The organism is Pseudoalteromonas sp. QJM3NY_12 (assembly GCF_056173165.1).
Genome location: NZ_CM149661.1, coordinates 2,556,799 through 2,573,618 on the forward strand (window position 1 = coordinate 2,556,799; position 16,820 = coordinate 2,573,618).

Annotated in this window: 18 protein-coding genes; 12 read left to right on the forward strand and 6 right to left on the reverse strand. The window is 40.4% G+C overall.

What is annotated here, in order from left to right; translation table 11 throughout:
- Window position 1 precedes the first annotated feature (1 nt).
- Entirely contained in the window at window positions 2-583 is a 582-nt protein-coding gene (gene rpoE / locus AC0VZ5_RS12030; protein ID WP_010387792.1) for an RNA polymerase sigma factor RpoE, read from the reverse strand.
- 244 nt (window positions 584-827) lie between these two features.
- Between rpoE and nadB the strand changes: the two genes are divergently transcribed.
- Window positions 828-2,438: an L-aspartate oxidase gene (gene nadB / locus AC0VZ5_RS12035; protein WP_178956450.1), complete on the forward strand. Its 1,611-nt coding sequence runs from the start codon at window positions 828-830 to the stop codon at window positions 2,436-2,438.
- On the opposite strand, the gene AC0VZ5_RS12040 is transcribed toward nadB, so the two are convergent.
- Both AC0VZ5_RS12040 and AC0VZ5_RS12045 read right to left on the reverse strand, forming a co-directional pair.
- Window positions 2,413-2,769: a hypothetical protein gene (locus tag AC0VZ5_RS12040; RefSeq protein WP_475474760.1), complete on the reverse strand. Its 357-nt coding sequence runs from the start codon at window positions 2,767-2,769 to the stop codon at window positions 2,413-2,415. The two genes, nadB and AC0VZ5_RS12040, sit on opposite strands and share 26 nt — an antisense overlap.
- 55 nt (window positions 2,770-2,824) lie before the next feature.
- Window positions 2,825-3,076 carry an FAD assembly factor SdhE gene (locus AC0VZ5_RS12045; RefSeq protein WP_010387788.1) on the reverse strand — a complete coding sequence of 84 codons (252 nt, stop codon included), beginning with the start codon at window positions 3,074-3,076 and terminating at the stop codon, window positions 2,825-2,827.
- A gap of 150 nt (window positions 3,077-3,226) precedes the next feature.
- Here AC0VZ5_RS12045 and ygfZ point away from each other — a divergent pair, with 150 nt between their 5' ends.
- Together ygfZ and AC0VZ5_RS12055 are read left to right on the forward strand one after the other, a co-directional pair.
- Complete coding sequence (ygfZ, locus tag AC0VZ5_RS12050; RefSeq protein ID WP_475473010.1) at window positions 3,227-4,138, forward strand: CAF17-like 4Fe-4S cluster assembly/insertion protein YgfZ; 912 nt, start codon at window positions 3,227-3,229, stop codon at window positions 4,136-4,138.
- A gap of 11 nt (window positions 4,139-4,149) precedes the next feature.
- Entirely contained in the window at window positions 4,150-4,635 is a 486-nt protein-coding gene (locus tag AC0VZ5_RS12055; protein WP_008111743.1) for an FKBP-type peptidyl-prolyl cis-trans isomerase, read from the forward strand.
- 56 nt (window positions 4,636-4,691) lie between these two features.
- Here the strand turns inward: AC0VZ5_RS12055 and AC0VZ5_RS12060 are convergent, their stop codons facing one another.
- Genes AC0VZ5_RS12060 through AC0VZ5_RS12070 form a run of 3 tightly spaced genes read right to left on the reverse strand, consistent with a single transcriptional unit; the run spans window position 4,692 to window position 6,392 of the window.
- Window positions 4,692-5,177, reverse strand: a complete 486-nt coding sequence (locus AC0VZ5_RS12060) for a hypothetical protein (protein ID WP_198523572.1) — start codon at window positions 5,175-5,177, stop codon at window positions 4,692-4,694.
- A 35-nt stretch (window positions 5,178-5,212) separates the two neighbouring features.
- Window positions 5,213-6,025, reverse strand: coding sequence for a DUF481 domain-containing protein (locus AC0VZ5_RS12065; RefSeq protein ID WP_138609342.1), 813 nt, complete (start codon window positions 6,023-6,025; stop codon window positions 5,213-5,215).
- Between the two features lie 46 nt (window positions 6,026-6,071).
- The gene (locus AC0VZ5_RS12070) at window positions 6,072-6,392 is read right to left on the reverse strand and encodes an HI1450 family dsDNA-mimic protein (RefSeq protein WP_013465646.1); all 321 of its coding nucleotides are present in this window, start codon (window positions 6,390-6,392) and stop codon (window positions 6,072-6,074) included.
- Between the two features lie 288 nt (window positions 6,393-6,680).
- On the opposite strand from AC0VZ5_RS12070, the gene AC0VZ5_RS12075 reads away from it, so the two are divergent.
- From AC0VZ5_RS12075 to AC0VZ5_RS12115, 9 genes are all read left to right on the forward strand, one after another.
- Window positions 6,681-7,472: a crotonase/enoyl-CoA hydratase family protein gene (locus AC0VZ5_RS12075; RefSeq protein WP_178956453.1), complete on the forward strand. Its 792-nt coding sequence runs from the start codon at window positions 6,681-6,683 to the stop codon at window positions 7,470-7,472.
- A 71-nt stretch (window positions 7,473-7,543) separates the two neighbouring features.
- Window positions 7,544-7,897, forward strand: a complete 354-nt coding sequence (locus tag AC0VZ5_RS12080; protein WP_198523574.1) for a CidA/LrgA family protein — start codon at window positions 7,544-7,546, stop codon at window positions 7,895-7,897.
- Entirely contained in the window at window positions 7,890-8,618 is a 729-nt protein-coding gene (locus tag AC0VZ5_RS12085; protein WP_178956455.1) for an LrgB family protein, read from the forward strand. Before AC0VZ5_RS12080 ends, AC0VZ5_RS12085 begins: the two co-directional genes overlap by 8 nt.
- Before the next feature lie 37 nt (window positions 8,619-8,655).
- Window positions 8,656-9,483: a mechanosensitive ion channel family protein gene (locus AC0VZ5_RS12090; protein ID WP_138609329.1), complete on the forward strand. Its 828-nt coding sequence runs from the start codon at window positions 8,656-8,658 to the stop codon at window positions 9,481-9,483.
- Between the two features lie 62 nt (window positions 9,484-9,545).
- On the forward strand, window positions 9,546-12,764 hold the full coding sequence (locus AC0VZ5_RS12095) for an nSTAND1 domain-containing NTPase (protein ID WP_475473014.1): 3,219 nt from the start codon (window positions 9,546-9,548) through the stop codon (window positions 12,762-12,764).
- 23 nt (window positions 12,765-12,787) lie between these two features.
- Window positions 12,788-13,171 carry a DP-EP family protein gene (locus AC0VZ5_RS12100; protein WP_475473016.1) on the forward strand — a complete coding sequence of 128 codons (384 nt, stop codon included), beginning with the start codon at window positions 12,788-12,790 and terminating at the stop codon, window positions 13,169-13,171.
- A 237-nt stretch (window positions 13,172-13,408) separates the two neighbouring features.
- The gene (locus tag AC0VZ5_RS12105) at window positions 13,409-15,184 is read left to right on the forward strand and encodes a S8 family peptidase (protein ID WP_475473018.1); all 1,776 of its coding nucleotides are present in this window, start codon (window positions 13,409-13,411) and stop codon (window positions 15,182-15,184) included.
- Window positions 15,185-15,197: 13 nt separating this feature from the next.
- Window positions 15,198-15,635, forward strand: a complete 438-nt coding sequence (locus AC0VZ5_RS12110; RefSeq protein ID WP_475473020.1) for a hypothetical protein — start codon at window positions 15,198-15,200, stop codon at window positions 15,633-15,635.
- A 179-nt stretch (window positions 15,636-15,814) separates the two neighbouring features.
- Window positions 15,815-16,810: a GGDEF domain-containing protein gene (locus AC0VZ5_RS12115; RefSeq protein WP_475473021.1), complete on the forward strand. Its 996-nt coding sequence runs from the start codon at window positions 15,815-15,817 to the stop codon at window positions 16,808-16,810.
- Window positions 16,811-16,820 lie beyond the last annotated feature (10 nt).

A 16,820-nucleotide genomic window follows, 5' to 3' on the forward strand; every position in this document is an offset into this window, starting at 1 on the left:
ACTAAGACTCGCCTATCAATGGGTTTAATTTATTATCAATTGCTTCACGGGCACGAAAAATACGCGAACGTACCGTCCCGACTGGGCAATCCATAACCACGGCTATTTCTTCATAGCTCATACCCTCAATTTCTCTAAGAGTAATCGCGGTTTTAAGATCTTCAGGCAAACTATCAATCGTATTAAAAATAACAGCGCGGACTTCTTCGCTTAATAGTAAATTTTCAGGTGACGCGTTAGAACGCATTGAATCTGCACCTTCATAAAACTCGGCATCGTCAGCATCTATATCATTTGCTGGCGGTTTACGCCCTTGAGCCACTAAATAATTTTTAGCACAATTAACGGCGATACGGTAAAGCCAAGTATAAAAAGCACTATCACCACGAAAGTTTGGAAGGGCACGATACGCTTTAATAAACGCTTCTTGTGCTACATCAGCAATGTCACCTTGATTTGATACATAACGAGAGATCAAACCGGCTATTTTGTTCTGATACTTCTTAACTAATAGGTTAAAGGCGTTTTTATCTCCCTGCTGGACCCTTTTCACTAACGCTAAATCTAATTCCTGCTCGCTCATTCGAGCCGGTACTCCTCTGATTGATTCTTGCTTATTATTCATAGTGTCGCCATTGTTCACACCTACTCTGACCCCTAGATGAATAAAAAGTTCTGACTCATATTGTTTTTTTATAAAATAGCTACAAATTACGCGTTTATACGCTAAAACCACTTAGTAGTAGTTCAACAAATATGGTACAACTATAAGTATTAAAAATAAATATTGCTCTATCTGAGCATTGTAACCGCAAAGTACCTCACAGATGAACCAAAATAAACATCACATTACCGATGTCGCTATTATTGGTAGCGGCGCAGCAGGCTTATCACTTGCTTTATCTTTGGCTAATTACTGTAACGTTACCGTGATCAGTAAAGGTGAATTAACCGAAGGTTCTACTCTTTATGCCCAAGGCGGAATTGCCGCTGTTTTTGATAAAAAAAATGACAGTATAGAGTCTCACGTTGAAGATACCTTAGATGCAGGTGGCGGTTTGTGTGACAGAGAAGCTGTTCATTACACTGCCAGTAATGCGCATGACTGCCTACAATGGTTGATTGACCAAGGCGTGCCTTTTGATATGGAATTTGATAGTAAAGGTAAAGAGCGCTTTCATTTAACCCGTGAAGGGGGTCATAGCCATCGACGCATTTTGCATGCTGCCGATGCCACTGGCAAAGCAGTGCAAACAACCTTGATTAGCCAAGTTCAAGCGCACAGCAATATCACCTTGTTAGAGCATTACAATGCGATTGATTTAATTACAGATAAAAATATCGGTAAAACGGGGTCACATGTTCACGGTATGCATGTGTGGAATAAAAAGGCCAAAAAAGTAGAAACCATTGGCGCAAAATTTGTTGCCCTAGCAACGGGTGGCGCAAGTAAAGTGTACCTTTATACCTCTAACCCTGATGTTTCTAGCGGTGATGGCATAGCAATGGCATGGCGTGCAGGGTGTCGCGTTGCTAATATGGAATTTAATCAATTTCATCCAACCAGTCTTTACCACCCGGAATTACAAAACTTTTTAATTACCGAAGCAATGCGTGGTGAAGGGGCTTATTTAAAACGCCCTGATGGCACTCGCTTTATGAAAGAGTTTGATGAACGAGAAGAACTCGCTCCGCGCGATATTGTAGCGCGCGCTATCGACTTTGAAATGAAACGCCTTGGCGCAAATTGCTTGTATCTAGATATTAGCCATAAAGACAAAGATTTTATTATTGAACACTTCCCTACTATTTACGCTAAGTGCTTGAGCGTAGGGCTTGATATTACCAAAGAAGCAATCCCTGTCGTTCCTGCGGCACATTACACCTGTGGTGGCGTAATGACCGACTTTAACGGCAAAACGGATTTAGCAAATTTATACGCTGTGGGTGAAGTGGCTTATACCGGCTTACATGGTGCTAACCGCATGGCAAGTAACTCATTATTAGAGTGCATTGTATTTGCCCATGCAGCAGCAAAAGACATTTTGAGTAAAATAGAGACTGCACCCGCGCTGGCTGATTTACCTAGTTGGGATGAAAGCCGTGTATCTAATTCAGATGAAGAAATCGTGATCACCCATAACTGGCATGAGCTACGATTATTTATGTGGGATTATGTTGGGATTGTACGCTCAACCAAACGTCTTGAACGTGCGCTGCATCGTGTTGAACTGCTACAACAGGAAATACACGATTATTACGCAAACTTTAGAGTAAGCAATAACTTACTTGAGTTACGTAACTTAGTACAAGTTGCCGAGCTTATAATTAGAAGTGCTATGGAACGTAAAGAAAGTCGTGGACTACACTTTACTATTGATTATCCAGAGCAAAATGAGAACCCAACGCCCACTATTTTGACTCCTCTACGTAATTAATTGCTTCAAGCGTTGCCCGTTTCAAGCGCGCATAGCTTTGCCTATCAACACTATTGGCTGAGATAATCAGCCAATAGTTTTTACTAAAGCCATTAATATACAGCCACACACTCTGACCAAGTAACCGGCTTTGGTTACTAATGAGCCCTTGAATTTGCCTGCCTGATCCTTCAAAACGAAATTGATTCGGCTCTAAGAGTATAATGCCTTGCTGTGGTTGAGCAGCCACGATTTTTCGCCAAACAATAATGCCAGCAAGTGTATTTAGTGCAATACAAAAAAGAGTTGCCACCACCGAGTTCATAAATAGGCACAACACTAAAGTCAGCACACAAAAAAAGACCACAATCGGTTTGTGGTCTGTTTTATTATCTGTAACGGTAAATCTATACACGAACTCGGTCTAAAATTAGCTGAACCATGCTGTTTAGCTCTGCGTCTTTACATTCTTCATGGCCCATAAACCAAGCGAATAAATCTGGGTCTTCTTGCGTTAATAGACGCTGAAAAATCGCTTGCTGTTTAGCATCTAACGAATCATAAGCTTCTTCAACAAACGGCATAAACAAAACATCTAGCTCTAACATGCCACGGCGACAAGCCCAACGGATACGTGCTTTACTATGTATTTCAACCATTTTAAACCTCATATTTAATTAACTCGAGTTTACCAAATACGCGTTAATTTAACAGCACTAAGTTATAAAAACATCGTCTGTTAGTCGCTGTACCATACGCTTTAACTACGTTATTATGTGGCCTCATTTGTTATTGCAAAGAAGGTGTTTATGTCTCAGGTTTATGCATGTCCTTTATCACATCAGGTTATTAGCCTCTCAGGCGCAGATAAATTATCGTACCTACACGGACAAATCACTCAAGATCTAAATAAACTTAACAACGATAACTTTTTGTGGGCAGGTCACTGTAGTGCAAAAGGTAAGTTATGGGGTGTATTTAAGCTATTTTCTTATCAACAAAGTTACTTTTTAACAGGCTCAAGTGCAGAATTAGAACGCTCTCTTGCTGAATTAAAAAAATATGCTGTATTTGCAAAAGTTGAAATTAATAAAGCCTCAGAGCGATTAATTGGTTTACTTGGTGATGACCTAACAGGCTTACTCACACAACTCGACATTCACTTTAGCGATGACGCCACGGCTTGTGACTTCGCTCACGGTAAAGCTCTTAAGCTTGGATCAAACCGCATTTTACTAATGGTTGATAGCCAATTTTGCCTACCTGACGATGTGTCGACCCTCGATGACGATGCGCTATGGCAGCAAGCATCCATACTTGCTGGTGAACCGCAATTAAGTGTTGATGCGATTGATGAATACGTACCGCAAATGGTTAACCTGCAAGCCATTAACGGCATTAGTTTTAAAAAGGGTTGCTACACAGGCCAAGAAACCGTTGCACGTATGAAGTATCTGGGCAAAAACAAACGTGCCATGTATATCGTATCTGGGCAAAGCGAAGGACGACTTGATGAGCCTGATATTGAAACCCAATTAGGTGAAAACTGGCGCCGCGCAGGTAAACTTATTGCGCAAAGCTATAATGAACAAACACAGACTTTAACTGGTTTGGTCGTGTTGCCAAACGATACTGATATCGATCAGACTCTTCGTGCAAAACACACCCCTTCGGTAGAGCTAAACATTCTGCCTCTACCTTACTCTCTTGAAGATGAATAATAGGAATGACTATGATCGTTGCAGCAAATAAAGTGGTAAAAATGCATTACTCTGTTTTAGATAATGACGGCAATACCATTGATAACTCATTTGGCGGTGAGCCATTAATTTTTATCGTTGGTACAGGCTACCTGATCTCAGGGCTTGAAAACGCGCTGCAAGGCAAGCAAGCTGGCGATACACTAAGCGTAAAAGTGGAGCCTGAAGAAGGTTACGGTGAGCGTCATGATCACTTAATGCAAGCCGTACCAAAATCAATGTTTGAAGGTATGGAAATTGAAGTGGGCATGCAATTTCGTGCAACCACCGATGACGGCGACCAATCAGTAATGATCATCGATATTCAAGACGAAGAAGTGATTGTTGATGGTAATAACCCACTTGCCGGTATTACACTTAACTTTGATGTAGAAATTTTAGAAGTACGCGATGCAACAGCCGAAGAGCTTGAGCATGGCCACGTACATGGTGAAGGCGGCTGTGGCCACGAGCACTAAAACCCGCTGAGTAAAATTGCTATAAGTTTATAAAAAAAGCGCCTTAGGCGCTTTTCTTATAGCATATTATTCTGTGTTCGTAATTTGGCTTGAGGCTCTGCTGCTGGCATTTCAACAGGGGTTATTTTATCTTTAAGCGCAGCAACTAATCCTGCTTGGTCATTCGTGCCTAAGCGATACTGGGTGCCATCTTTAAGCGTTAATTGCACAGCACTAAAACCTGATACCGTATAAATCCACCCATCGTGTGTAATGCGAATACCAATACCATGGCGGTATGAGTTTTGTACTGCTTTTACATCAACTATGTCTTCTAATGCTAACTTTTGGCCAGCAACACCAGGGCCAAATGCCCAGCTAATATGGGTTTCATCAACTTTAATGGTTAAACCGTGGAACAAAAAGCCCACCAGCACTAAAATACCAGCAAATACGATTAACGGGGCATCGGCACCAATTAAGTTCCATGCAAGCGCAACAAAACCGCTGATCCATGCTAATACTACAAATATAAATACCGCATACTGCTTATGCTGATACATAACACTCTCTATTAAAAAGTTAAAAAATTAAAAAATTAAAAACTGTACACTAAGGTTGCACTGAGCTCTGAATCGTATTTAAGCTTATCTTCTTCAGGCTTAGAATTATAACGATACATATAAGCAAACTTAAGCGATACCGCGCCAACCACTTGGCTAATTAATGCCGTTTCTGACTTTAACCGAGAGTTAAGCCCAGACAAAGACTGTTCTATACTGATATCTTGATTAAATCGGGTACGCTTAGATACTAACCTCTCCCACTGCATTGCAATACGAAGTAAATAACCCATTTTGTCTTTATCGTCGTCAAGTGCTGTTGACTCATCATCAGCAACTGAGCGATATAAACCTGGGCCAATGTCTATATCTACTTTATTTTTAACCCCTTGATAAACACGTGCACCATAACCGGTTGCTATCGTACTTTTAAAATCAAGACCGCTAAATTGATCTTCCTCATAATCCCCGTAAATAAAGAACGACGAGTTTTTAACCCCTACTTTATAGTTACCTTGTGCAGAAACAAACACCCGATTAGCAGTCACATCCGACTCGCCCGTTTCTTCGTTTTCATCACGTTTGTACAAGGAGTCTATTTTGAATTGATTTCGCCAGTTTTCAAAATCTTGATAAAGATTCCCTTTAAGCTTAAAACTGGTGGAATTAGTGTTACCTTTACTTAAAATAAAACCAAATTCGGTATCGCCGTACAACACTTCGCCTTTGTGTAACTCATGAATTTCTTCATCTGAGAGTTCCCCGTATTGATGAAAATCTTCAAAGGGATCAACGGCCCAGCTAAAGCAGCTAAATAATAAAAGCAGTAATACAAAGAAGCATCGCAAAATACGTTCTCTTGCAAATGGCAATAACAAAAAAGCAGAGAGGTGGTTATTCACTTTCTTTCCACAAAATATGACAAAAAGGCGCGTCTTTATCACGGCTAATTAGAATTTTCGCAAATAGTACGTCTTCGTTATCAAACTCAAGGCCCACTAATACTTGAATAAAATGCTCAGGTTCAATTTCTAGGGCAACAAAGTCTTGCCACTGTTCATCGGGCTCATCTTCTTCAATAAAGCCTAGTTCTTCACGGTGTAGGTTAAATTCTTCAACATCTTTGTCGCTTAAATTATTGGGAGCCAGCTCTAAAAAAATATCATAAGCTTGATGAGTTGCTTCTTCTACCGTAAATAAACGTGGACCTGACATGAATGGTTAACCTCTGAGCTTTTAAGTGGCAATCATAATATCAAAAGTTGCTAGGGTTTTGATAAAAAAAACACGTTAATTACTGACTTTTTTATTTATTCCTAATACTTATAGATATTATTAAATTGCTTAGCACACGGGTCTGTTGACCTTGGAAGATTAAATAGCCATCAAAGATAGCTAGCTCCACGTGTATTAAAAAATTCAGTTTGTTTTTATTCACCTTCACCCACTTTACTTAACATCAATAAAAACATAAGCTCAAACAACAGGTCAGAGGAGTGAACAATGATAAAATTAGAAAAAAAACAGGGTATCGCTACCGTCACATTACATCGCGTAGAAAAACAAAATGCCTTAAGCTTTGCTATGTTTGTTGAGCTTAACAAAGTGATTAAAAATATAAAAAAAGACGCCAGTATTCGTGCAGTTGTATTAACCGGTGAGGGCGAACACTTTTGTGCAGGGCTCGATATTAACGCGGTCATGGCCTCGCCATTCAATATCATAAAGCTCCTATTCAAATGGCTTCCTGGTAATCAAAACCTAGCGCAAAAAGTTGTACTGGGCTGGCAGTCGTTGAGTGTGCCTGTAATTGCTAAAATTAACGGAAACTGTCTTGGTGGTGGCCTGCAAATAGCGCTTGGAGCTGATTACCGAATTGTTCATCACGATGCCAAGCTCGCCATTATGGAAGCGCGCTGGGGGTTATGCCCCGACATGGGCGCTAATGTTATGCTTGCAGGCTTAGTAAAACGCGACCAAGCACTTTGGCTAGCAAGTCATGCTGACCCCATTAGTGCTCAACATGCTTTTGAACTCGGTTTAGTAACAAAAACAACCGACGATACCGATAAAGCAACTAAAGAAATGCTTGATACATTACAAGCACGTTCACCTGACACATTAGCAGCAATAAAACGTGTAACTCAACAAAGCTATAAAGCCCCAGCTCGAAAAATACTCGCCAAAGAAACATGGAGTCAAATTCGCTTATTAATCAACCCTAATACTAAAAAAGCCATCGCTAAAGCAAAAGGTAAAACTGATATTGAGTTTGCAAACGCCAAACGCTGGTAATACTAAGGCACAATGCACAAAACAGCGTTATTTGTTAAAGTGATAATCCTCTATTTTATTGAGTCGTCGCCATGAAATACTTTTTAAGTAGCGCTATCATTTTGCTTTGCTTGGCAGCGGGCAAACTTATTATGCACTTTATTGATGCCAGTTTTCCTGCGCCACTGTTAGCAATGGTTATTTTACTGGTACTGCTTTTATCAGGTATTGTTAAAGAGCAGCATCTTACCCCGTGTGCCACACCTATTTTAAATGTAATGCCTATTTTCTTTATTCCTGCAGGCGTTGGTTTTATTGAACACTTAGCACTTATAAAAACCCATTGGCCTTTCTTAACCGCCGTTATTTTATTAGTCCCCTTGAGTAGTTTAATTTTAGTGGCAAGCCTAGTAAGTTATTTTAAAGGCAGAACTAATAATGACTGATTTCAGTAGCACCATTTTTAGCCTTGGCTGGTTAACCATTCCATTTATTATTATCCTTTTTATTGCACTAAGGGCTGTTAATCTTAAAATCAATCAGAGTATTTTAAAGTCATTAACCAACCCCGTTTTTTTAAGCATCGGCATTATTGCCTTACTACTCGTTAACCTTAAATTACCCTATTCACAATTTGCATCGCATAGTCGGTTGTTAACGTGGTTATTGGAGCCGGCCATAGTCGCTTTGGCCTTGCCGCTATATCAACAATTTATGCACGTACGTAAAAACTTTTTACTTATTTTAGTTGCCTGCAGTATTGGTATTATTAACGCCACACTGGTAGCTTTTGTATTAAGCGTTTTATTTGCTGCCCCCTCGCAACTGAGCGCATCAGTTGCGGCACTTAGCGTTACTACACCTATTGCATTACTTGTCACCGATTCACTTGGCGGGATCAGCTCGCTAGCCGCTGCCATGGTAATTTTTATTGGTTTACTCGGCGCTTTATTTGGCATTTTATTATTAAAACTAATTAAAATATTTAACTTTGAGGCACAAGGAATCGCAATCGGTACCGCGTGCCATGCTATAGGCACCGCTGCTGCAATTGCCGAGCATCCAAAAATAGGGGCGTTTTCATCGGTGGCTATGGCATTGAGTGCGTTATTAACTGCTGTAATTGTGCCAATAATGTATCCAATTTTGGTTAACACTTTGTTATGATAAGCAGATAAAACACTATCGCTAAAATAGAGTCGACATGATCAGTTCTGAAATTCAGCAATTTGAAAAGTACTACGCCCTACTTACTGAATATTTAGTTACCTACAGTATGCAAATTGTCGGCGCTATTTTTATTCTATTGGTTGGCCTATGGGTAGCGAAAAAGCTCGCTGCAGGTGTTGCCAATTTGATGACGCGACATAACGTCGATATCACCTTAACTAACTTTGTTAGTAATGTCGTTAAAGTATTACTGATCATTATGGTGATCATAATTGCGCTTGGTAAAATTGGCATTAGTGTTACCCCGTTTGTTGCTGCAATAGGTGCCGCTTCTTTAGGTGCTGGCTTAGCATTACAAGGCATGCTTTCTAATTATGGCGCCGGGCTTGCAATTATTGCCACGCGGCCATTTGTGGTGGGCGATACCATAGAAATAAAAGGCGTTAGCGGCCAAGTAAAACTCATTGAGCTGGGTCACACTGTATTAATTAATGAAGAAAAAGTAGAAATAACCATTCCCAATAAGCATATCGTTGGCGAAATCCTACATAACTCATTTAGCTACTCCTTAGTAAAAGGTGAAATAGACATAGCCTACAGTGCCTGTAGTGATACCGCGATTAACCTAATTGAAAACGCATTAGCTAATCACGAACTGGTTGCTAAACAACCCAATGCACAAGTTGGCATAGAACGCTTTGCTGATAGCGGCGTTACTATTAGCTATCGATACTGGGTTCCTACCACTAAAATTATTGAAACTAAGCTCGCTATTAACGCCAGCGTGTATAAAGCAATTAACAATGCCAATATAGAAATTCCGTTTCCACAGCGCATTGTTACACTTAATAAAAATAACTAGCACTACTAATGTAACTAAAGCAAAAAGCTAAATGCACTTATAACTATAAAAATGAGCCAATTATGCATCAACCGCCCTTTTATTTAGGTGAATGGCAAATCACCCCTGCCAGTAACACCATTCAACGCGCTGAAGAACAAAAACAGCTAGAACCAAAAGCCATGGATGTGTTGCTGTACTTGTGTCAAAACCACGCAGAGATTGTGAGTAGCGACGCGTTATTAACTCACTGCTGGGCAAACACAGAAACCGGCGATAACCCTCTGCATAAAACTATCACTCAACTTCGAAAAGCTCTGGGTGATAAAGCAAGCGCGCCGCAATACATAGAAACCATACGTAAACGTGGTTATAGGGTTATTGCAACGGTTGAGTTTCCATTGGCGGATGACCTCCCCAACCAAGTTAGCACATGGCAAGGCGGCTCTCCTTTTTTAGGTTTGAGTGCATATAACCCAACCGATACCCACTTATTTTTTGGTCGTAATCATGCCATCAGCAGGTTATTAGAGAGCGTATCAAACCAAGTAACATTGCAGCGCGCATTTTGTTTAATTCTTGGCCCTAGTGGCACGGGTAAATCATCATTAGTTAATGCAGGTATATTGCCAAAACTACTCGACGAGCGAGGCTATAACGGCATTAGAGTAATGTCGTACACCCAACTCGACTTTGCAGATGTAGCTCAAAATAGGCTGTATTTAGATCTCGCCTCGGCCATGCTCGATTGGGATATTAACGACATTCCAGTATTTACAGGGTTAAGCGCACAAACGCTGGCGCAGCAGCTAGAACATGACATAGACAATGTTATTAGCGGCTTAAAAAATACAATTGCAAATACCCAAACAGCAGCAAAAACGCCGCAATTGTTTTTGTTTATAGACCGCTTAGAAGTGCTACTTTCCTCACCGCTTTTTAGTAACGACACCCGAAGTCATTTTTTATCTGTTATTGAGCGTTTAGCGACCTCTAAAGCGGTGATTGTATTTAGTGCCTGTCGTAACGATTTTTACCCTTTAGTGGTTGAGCAGCCAAGTCTTATGGTGGGCAAAGCTAATGGCGCGCATTACGATTTAACCCCGCCAAATCGCCATGAACTACAACAAATTATTCGCTTGCCAGCGTTAACCGCTAATTTAACGTTTTCGCAAGACCCACACACTAAAACCCCGCTGGATGAAATACTTTGCGCCGATACCGCCAATAATCCAGATGCACTGCCCATGCTGCAATACACACTGCAAGAGCTGTATTTACAGCGCAGTGATACTAATGAGTTATTGCACAGTGTATATGAAAAACTCGGCGGTATTGAGGGTGCCATTGGCAAAAAAGCCGAAGAAGTATTTATAGGGCTTTCTCAAGCGCAACAACAGCAGCTAAAAAGCGTGTTATCGCAATTAGTAACACTAAACCCAGATGGTAAAACCATTACTAGCCGCGCAGCCCGCTTGCAAGCGTTAACCAACACCAGCCAAAAAGAGCTGGTTCAAGCCATGGTCGATAGCCGCTTATTTGTATCGCATTTACAAAACCAAGAAGCTTACTTTAGCCTTGCTCACGAGGCATTATTACGCCAATGGCCACGTGCCAAACAGTGGATTAATGACCATAAAGATGCCCTTGCTATAAAAAGCCGCTTACACCACCACACGCAACAATGGCTTAATGAGCACAAAAGTAACGCCTACCTGTTAGCACCGGGTAAACCGCTGCAAGAGGCCGTTACCTTATTAAACGACAACATATTCAAACTAGATGATGACGAACGCGCGCTTATAACCAGCTCTCTTAAACACAGTAAAACAAAAACAACCATAAAACGCGGCACCGTCGCTCTGCTTTGTTTACTTACCTGTGTTGCCCTATTTATGAGTGTTACCAGCTTTCAAGCGCAGCAACTTGCACAGCAAAAACGCCAAGAGGCCGAAAGCTTACTAGGGTTTATGGTCGGTGATTTTGCCGATAAATTACGCAGCGTAAAGCGTATGGACTTACTTGATGGCATTAGTAATAAAGCACTTGAGTATTTTACCAATCAAGTAGAGGAGCCAAGCTCGCTATTTAACTTTAGCAGTCAACAAGCCGAGTTTAAAAGTCGCTTTCAGTACGCACAAACCCTAGAAGCCATGGGGGAAGTGGCCTATTCTCGCGGTAAAACCATTGAGGCCTTCACTGCCTTTGAAAACGCCCGCATTCGCCTTGAAGCATTATTAAAAACCCAGCCAAGCAACTTAGAGTTACTAACGCTTGCCGGTGCCAATGCCTTTTGGCTCGGCCAGCTTCATTATGATAAAAGTGATTACGCCGCTGCTGAACCGCTCTTAAAAAAATATCACATGTATAGCGAAACCATGTATGCGTTAGCACCGAATGATTTCAACTCGATTATGGAATTATCCTATTCATATAATTCGCTAGGGTCTTTGTATTTAAAGCAATTTAACTACACTGCCGCGAAACAGCGCTTTACAGAGTCGCTAGCTTTAAAAAAAGAAGCCCTTGAGCTCAAACCCAACAACAAAAACTTATTGCGCGATAAAGCCGATACTTTAAGTTGGCTCGCCAGTACTGAAGAGAATTTAGGCCACTTTAATGCTGCATTAGCCATGTTAGAAGATGTATCTAAGGAATTAAGAGGGCTACTGATAAAATATCCACGCGATGCTAGCTTGTTGAATGATTTAGCTAACACCTATCACCAACACAGCTATTTACTCCGATTTTTTTCAAATAAACAGTATTCTTATGTAAAAGCACAATTAGCCTTTGAGACAATAGATATGGCTAGACTCCAAGATCCAAAAAATAAAAAGTTTCAGCGTATGTATCATCAATTTCTAGCAAATAAGTTGTTATTATCTGATAGTAAAAATGAGAACGAAGAAATTGAAAGTATTATCAATTTCATAGAGTACGAAGACTTTTCTGATAAAAAAATAGTGAATACACAAATTAGCCTCATTAATTACTTTATTAAAATAAATGCTTGGGGAAAAGCAAAGAATTTTTTACATCAACTTGAGGGGAAGGTAGAGAACAAAGTAATTTTAACAAAAATAAATTTAATAAAAGCTAAGTTAGCGGGTAATACCAAAGATCGAATCAACTATTGTAAACAAGCACAAATCACTATTTCCGAAATGGAAAGAATAACTCAAAGCGTAAATATAACTTACCCGCTGATGCAGGCGCACACTTGCTTAAGCCGAACAAACGAAATACCCCAGATAAAAGCACGTCTAGTTAAGCTGGGCATCAACAACTTTCAACTATAACCATGAATATAAAAGGAAATAATATGAATAACACTCAAGAGCAAATTCACTTTACAGTTAACATTGTACTAGGCAGTGATAACGAAGCTAACTTTACATACTCAATAGATGGCAAAAAAGTGACAGGCGGCGGAGTTGTAAGAACCGAAACCGCGGGCATTTATAGTTTAGATGAAGCCACTCTTGCTAAAGGCTTTTTATTTACTGGCGCTACTATTACTGATGTCGATAAAGAAACGCCTTGCGCCCAAGACTTTAGCTTTAAAGTAAGTGATAACGGCCGCACAATTACCATTATCGATACCGATGAAAATCCAGGTACTGCCTGTTTAGTATTTAACGTTGAGTGTAATGGCAAAGCCTATGTAAGCGCCGATCCTCAAATTAAAAATGAAGACGTAGTTTAATTAAAAAATTATTCTTATTTTCTAAATTGCACAGGGCTGATTTATTCCTGTGCAATTTTTATAAGCCAAACACTTAAACGCTAACACATACCAAGCAGCATTATTAATAACCATCCTTTATGACTAATCTATAATAAAAACCTCAACTTTCAATTGCTTAATAATTTAATATACGAAACAATCTAATAACAAATTGATTTATATATCAAAAACATAAAAATAAGGATTGTATTATTTATGTATATTAAAAAAACCCTGCTAAGTTGCTGCCTACTTGGTGCATTTAGCAGCCTCGCTGCGGATCACTTAACCAATAGCGACCCTCTTACACCTTACCAATGGCATTTAAATAACACCGGCCACAATGGTCTTACTACAAACACGGTTACGGGCGAAGATTTAAATTTACTCAATACCGATATGCAAGGTATTAAAGGGGATGGCGTTACCGTTACCGTAATAGACAGCGGCATAGAACTAACTCACCCTGATTTAGTTAATAATGTCATTACAGGCTCACTTAATTTGTTAACCGGCACTGTAACACCAACCGATAACACCGGTCATGGTACGGCAGTGGCTGGCATTATCGCCGCACAAGCAAATAATAATATTGGCGGTCGTGGTGTTGCACCTAATGCACACCTTATTGGGTTTAATTACCTTGATGCGCAAACAATGAGTAACTGGCTACAATCGCATGGTATGCCATTAATTGGCTCTGCAAACTCACGCGTTTACAATCAAAGTTACAGCAGTAAACCAGCATTATTTAAAAACGTTGATGCAGAAGAGCATACTCTTAGCCTGCAATTAAAAGAGCGCGTAATGCAGCAAGTAAGCTTAAACAGTAACAACGGCTTAGGTGCATTATTTGTAAAGTCAGCGGGTAACGCGTTTTACCAATACACTACTTTTTTTGGCGATACGCCATTTCAAGTATTTCCGTATGAGCAGCAACAACCATTTAATAACGCGGGCTTGCCATTTCATAACGCTAATTTAAGTACCGATAACGCTAGTTTTTGGAATATGCTGGTGTCGGCCTACAACGCAAACGGTAAATTAGCATCGTATTCTTCTGTTGGCGCTAATGTATTTTTAACCGCACCCGGTGGTGAAAACGCTCAAAGCCAAGCAGGTATTGTTACCACAGATATGAGTGGCTGCGCTGCCGGTTTTAATACTATTAACAGCACAATAGACATCCCCCTGCAAAACACCGGGTTAGATAGCCACTGCGATGCCACCGCTGCCATGTATGGCACTTCTGCGGCAGCTGCCAATACATCGGGCGCAATAGCGCTTGTTATGTCGGCTAACCCGCAACTTGATGCCAGAACCATTAAGCATATTCTCGCCACAACAGCACGTAAACTCGATGGCAGCAATGCCGGTGTTGATATTAATTTTACAGATGCAAATGGTGATGCAGTCAGCTACAACGCCATTCCTGGTTGGCAACAAAATGCGGCAGGATACAACGTTCATCCCTTTTATGGCTTAGGCGCAATTGATGTTGACGCTGCTGTTGCAATGGCTCAACAAACTACTGCGTTATTACCCACATTACAGGTATCTGATTGGCATACCGCTAACACAGAGCTAACAATACCCGATGCTAACGTAAATGGTGTGCAAGATACGCTAGCCATCACTGATAATCTAACCATTGAAGCTGTACAGTTAAAGCTATCGATTGATCATACTCGTATGCGTGACCTAGCCATTGAGCTTATTTCACCATCTGGAACTCGCAGTGTGCTATTAAGCCCGCGCACAGGGTTAATAAATGCCACCGGTACCCCCGTACAAAATGCCCTATTGTTGAGCCAGCATTTTTATGGTGAATCAGCGTCAGGGCAATGGCAAATTCGCTTAATTGATACCGACAATGGCACTAGCCAAACCCTACTTTACAATGAGCAGGCAGGCTTACTCAGCATGAACGACACGAATAATAATGTAGATGGCACGCTGCTATCTTGGTCTTTGCGTTTTTACGGCCACTAATAAAGGAATTTTTATGAAAACAACGATTGTTATGTTAGTACTCACTTTTATTGTAAGTACTCTTTCATTAGCGCAAGCACAAACTAAAAACACAGCTGTAAAGCCAGGCGCTGCAATTATAGCCAGCTTAACGAGCCAAACCAATAACGCAAATAGCTTACAGCTTGGGGATAGCATAACTGATAGCCAAAGCGGTAATGGCCTACAGCTGACCGGCGAAGTGTTACTGCAATTAACAACGCAAGCCAACTTTACCCAACTGGCAAGCCGTTATAACTTACAGCTAAAACACCGCGTAGGCGATATTGTTGTTGTAACCACTGCCGCTGATAATATTCAGCAGCTAGTGCAGCAATTAACGCAAGAACCGACAATAAAACAAGCAAGCTTTGACTTGCGTGAGCTAGGCTTAAGCGCCGATCCTCAAGTTGAAAATGAAAAAGAACTTTAATTAACAACGTTTAACCATTGATTTTCACCTTGCACAGGTTACTTAAAACCTGTGCAAGCATAATTTTTGTCATTAAATATCAAACAGTTAAAATAAGAAGGTTACCGAAAGGTTTAATTGCACTTTTTTAAGTAAATTTGTAGACATCAAAAACGTCTGTACCATGCTAAGGCTAAAACGTGTCGAAACAAATTAACAATAAAGAGACTGCCGCAACTAATAACGATAAAGCACTGCCCTTCGATAGCGCTTTATTATCCCCTTTTTCGCATACTCAATTTGGTGCATTAGTTGAATTATTTAATGGCACCGCCGAAGGTATTTTTGTACTGAATGAACAGGGTGGTTTTGAGTTTGCCAACCCAAAGGCAGCACAGCTATTAGGTTACTCTCAGCAATCTCTGATAGGCGAAAATTTACTGTCGTTTTTACACGGTGCAGACCTTGATAAATATAAACAGACCTTATTAAATTGGATTGGTATTAAGGACACTCCCCTTAGCATTGGCCCAAATGAAGTTGCTATAAACAAAGCCAATGGCGATGTGATTGAAGCTGACTTATCAATATCAAGCATGCCAAAAAGTCTCGCATCGGCGCAAAAGTTGTACGTGTGTATACTTCACGATCTTAGTACTCATAAAGCCATGTATAACCGTTTAAAAATACAGGCCTCAACCGATCATTTAACTGGGCTTGCTAACCGCTTAGCTTTAGATGAGTCGTTAAAAAAGTACTGGCAAGAGAGTATTCAAAGCCAACAACCTTTAACCAGTATATTAATTGATGTTGACCACTTTAAAAAATTCAACGATACCTATGGGCATATTAAAGGCGATAAATGCTTACAGAAAATAGCAAAAATGCTATTGCAGTGCATTCCATCTAGAGAGTGTTTAGCTGCTAGGTATGGCGGTGAAGAGTTTGCAATTATTTTACCCCGTTGCGATATAAAAACCGCCACGGTTGTGGCCAACCATATACAACAACAAATTGCACAAATGAGCTTTACCGACATAGGTTTGCCGCCAGAGGTTAAAATTACGGTAAGCCAAGGAATTGCCAGTGAAAATAATAACCAGTACCGCACCTACGAGGCGCTGTTATATGCCGCAGACACGGCTTTATACCGAGCAAAAACAGAAGGTAGAAATAAAATAAGTACGATTGTTTAAAGTTTAAATT

Excerpts from the sequence above, each read along its gene's own strand:
- rpoE (WP_010387792.1), bottom strand. The coding sequence starts at position 583 with ATGAGCGAGCAGGAATTAGATTTAGCGTTAGTGAAAAGGGTCCAGCAG.
- nadB (WP_178956450.1), top strand. The coding sequence starts at position 828 with ATGAACCAAAATAAACATCACATTACCGATGTCGCTATTATTGGTAGC.
- AC0VZ5_RS12045 (WP_010387788.1), bottom strand. The coding sequence starts at position 3,076 with ATGGTTGAAATACATAGTAAAGCACGTATCCGTTGGGCTTGTCGCCGT.
- ygfZ (WP_475473010.1), top strand. The coding sequence starts at position 3,227 with ATGTCTCAGGTTTATGCATGTCCTTTATCACATCAGGTTATTAGCCTC.
- AC0VZ5_RS12055 (WP_008111743.1), top strand. The coding sequence starts at position 4,150 with ATGATCGTTGCAGCAAATAAAGTGGTAAAAATGCATTACTCTGTTTTA.
- AC0VZ5_RS12060 (WP_198523572.1), bottom strand. The coding sequence starts at position 5,177 with ATGTATCAGCATAAGCAGTATGCGGTATTTATATTTGTAGTATTAGCA.
- AC0VZ5_RS12070 (WP_013465646.1), bottom strand. The coding sequence starts at position 6,392 with ATGTCAGGTCCACGTTTATTTACGGTAGAAGAAGCAACTCATCAAGCT.
- AC0VZ5_RS12075 (WP_178956453.1), top strand. The coding sequence starts at position 6,681 with ATGATAAAATTAGAAAAAAAACAGGGTATCGCTACCGTCACATTACAT.
- AC0VZ5_RS12080 (WP_198523574.1), top strand. The coding sequence starts at position 7,544 with ATGAAATACTTTTTAAGTAGCGCTATCATTTTGCTTTGCTTGGCAGCG.
- AC0VZ5_RS12085 (WP_178956455.1), top strand. The coding sequence starts at position 7,890 with ATGACTGATTTCAGTAGCACCATTTTTAGCCTTGGCTGGTTAACCATT.
- AC0VZ5_RS12090 (WP_138609329.1), top strand. The coding sequence starts at position 8,656 with ATGATCAGTTCTGAAATTCAGCAATTTGAAAAGTACTACGCCCTACTT.
- AC0VZ5_RS12095 (WP_475473014.1), top strand. The coding sequence starts at position 9,546 with ATGCATCAACCGCCCTTTTATTTAGGTGAATGGCAAATCACCCCTGCC.
- AC0VZ5_RS12100 (WP_475473016.1), top strand. The coding sequence starts at position 12,788 with ATGAATAACACTCAAGAGCAAATTCACTTTACAGTTAACATTGTACTA.
- AC0VZ5_RS12105 (WP_475473018.1), top strand. The coding sequence starts at position 13,409 with ATGTATATTAAAAAAACCCTGCTAAGTTGCTGCCTACTTGGTGCATTT.
- AC0VZ5_RS12110 (WP_475473020.1), top strand. The coding sequence starts at position 15,198 with ATGAAAACAACGATTGTTATGTTAGTACTCACTTTTATTGTAAGTACT.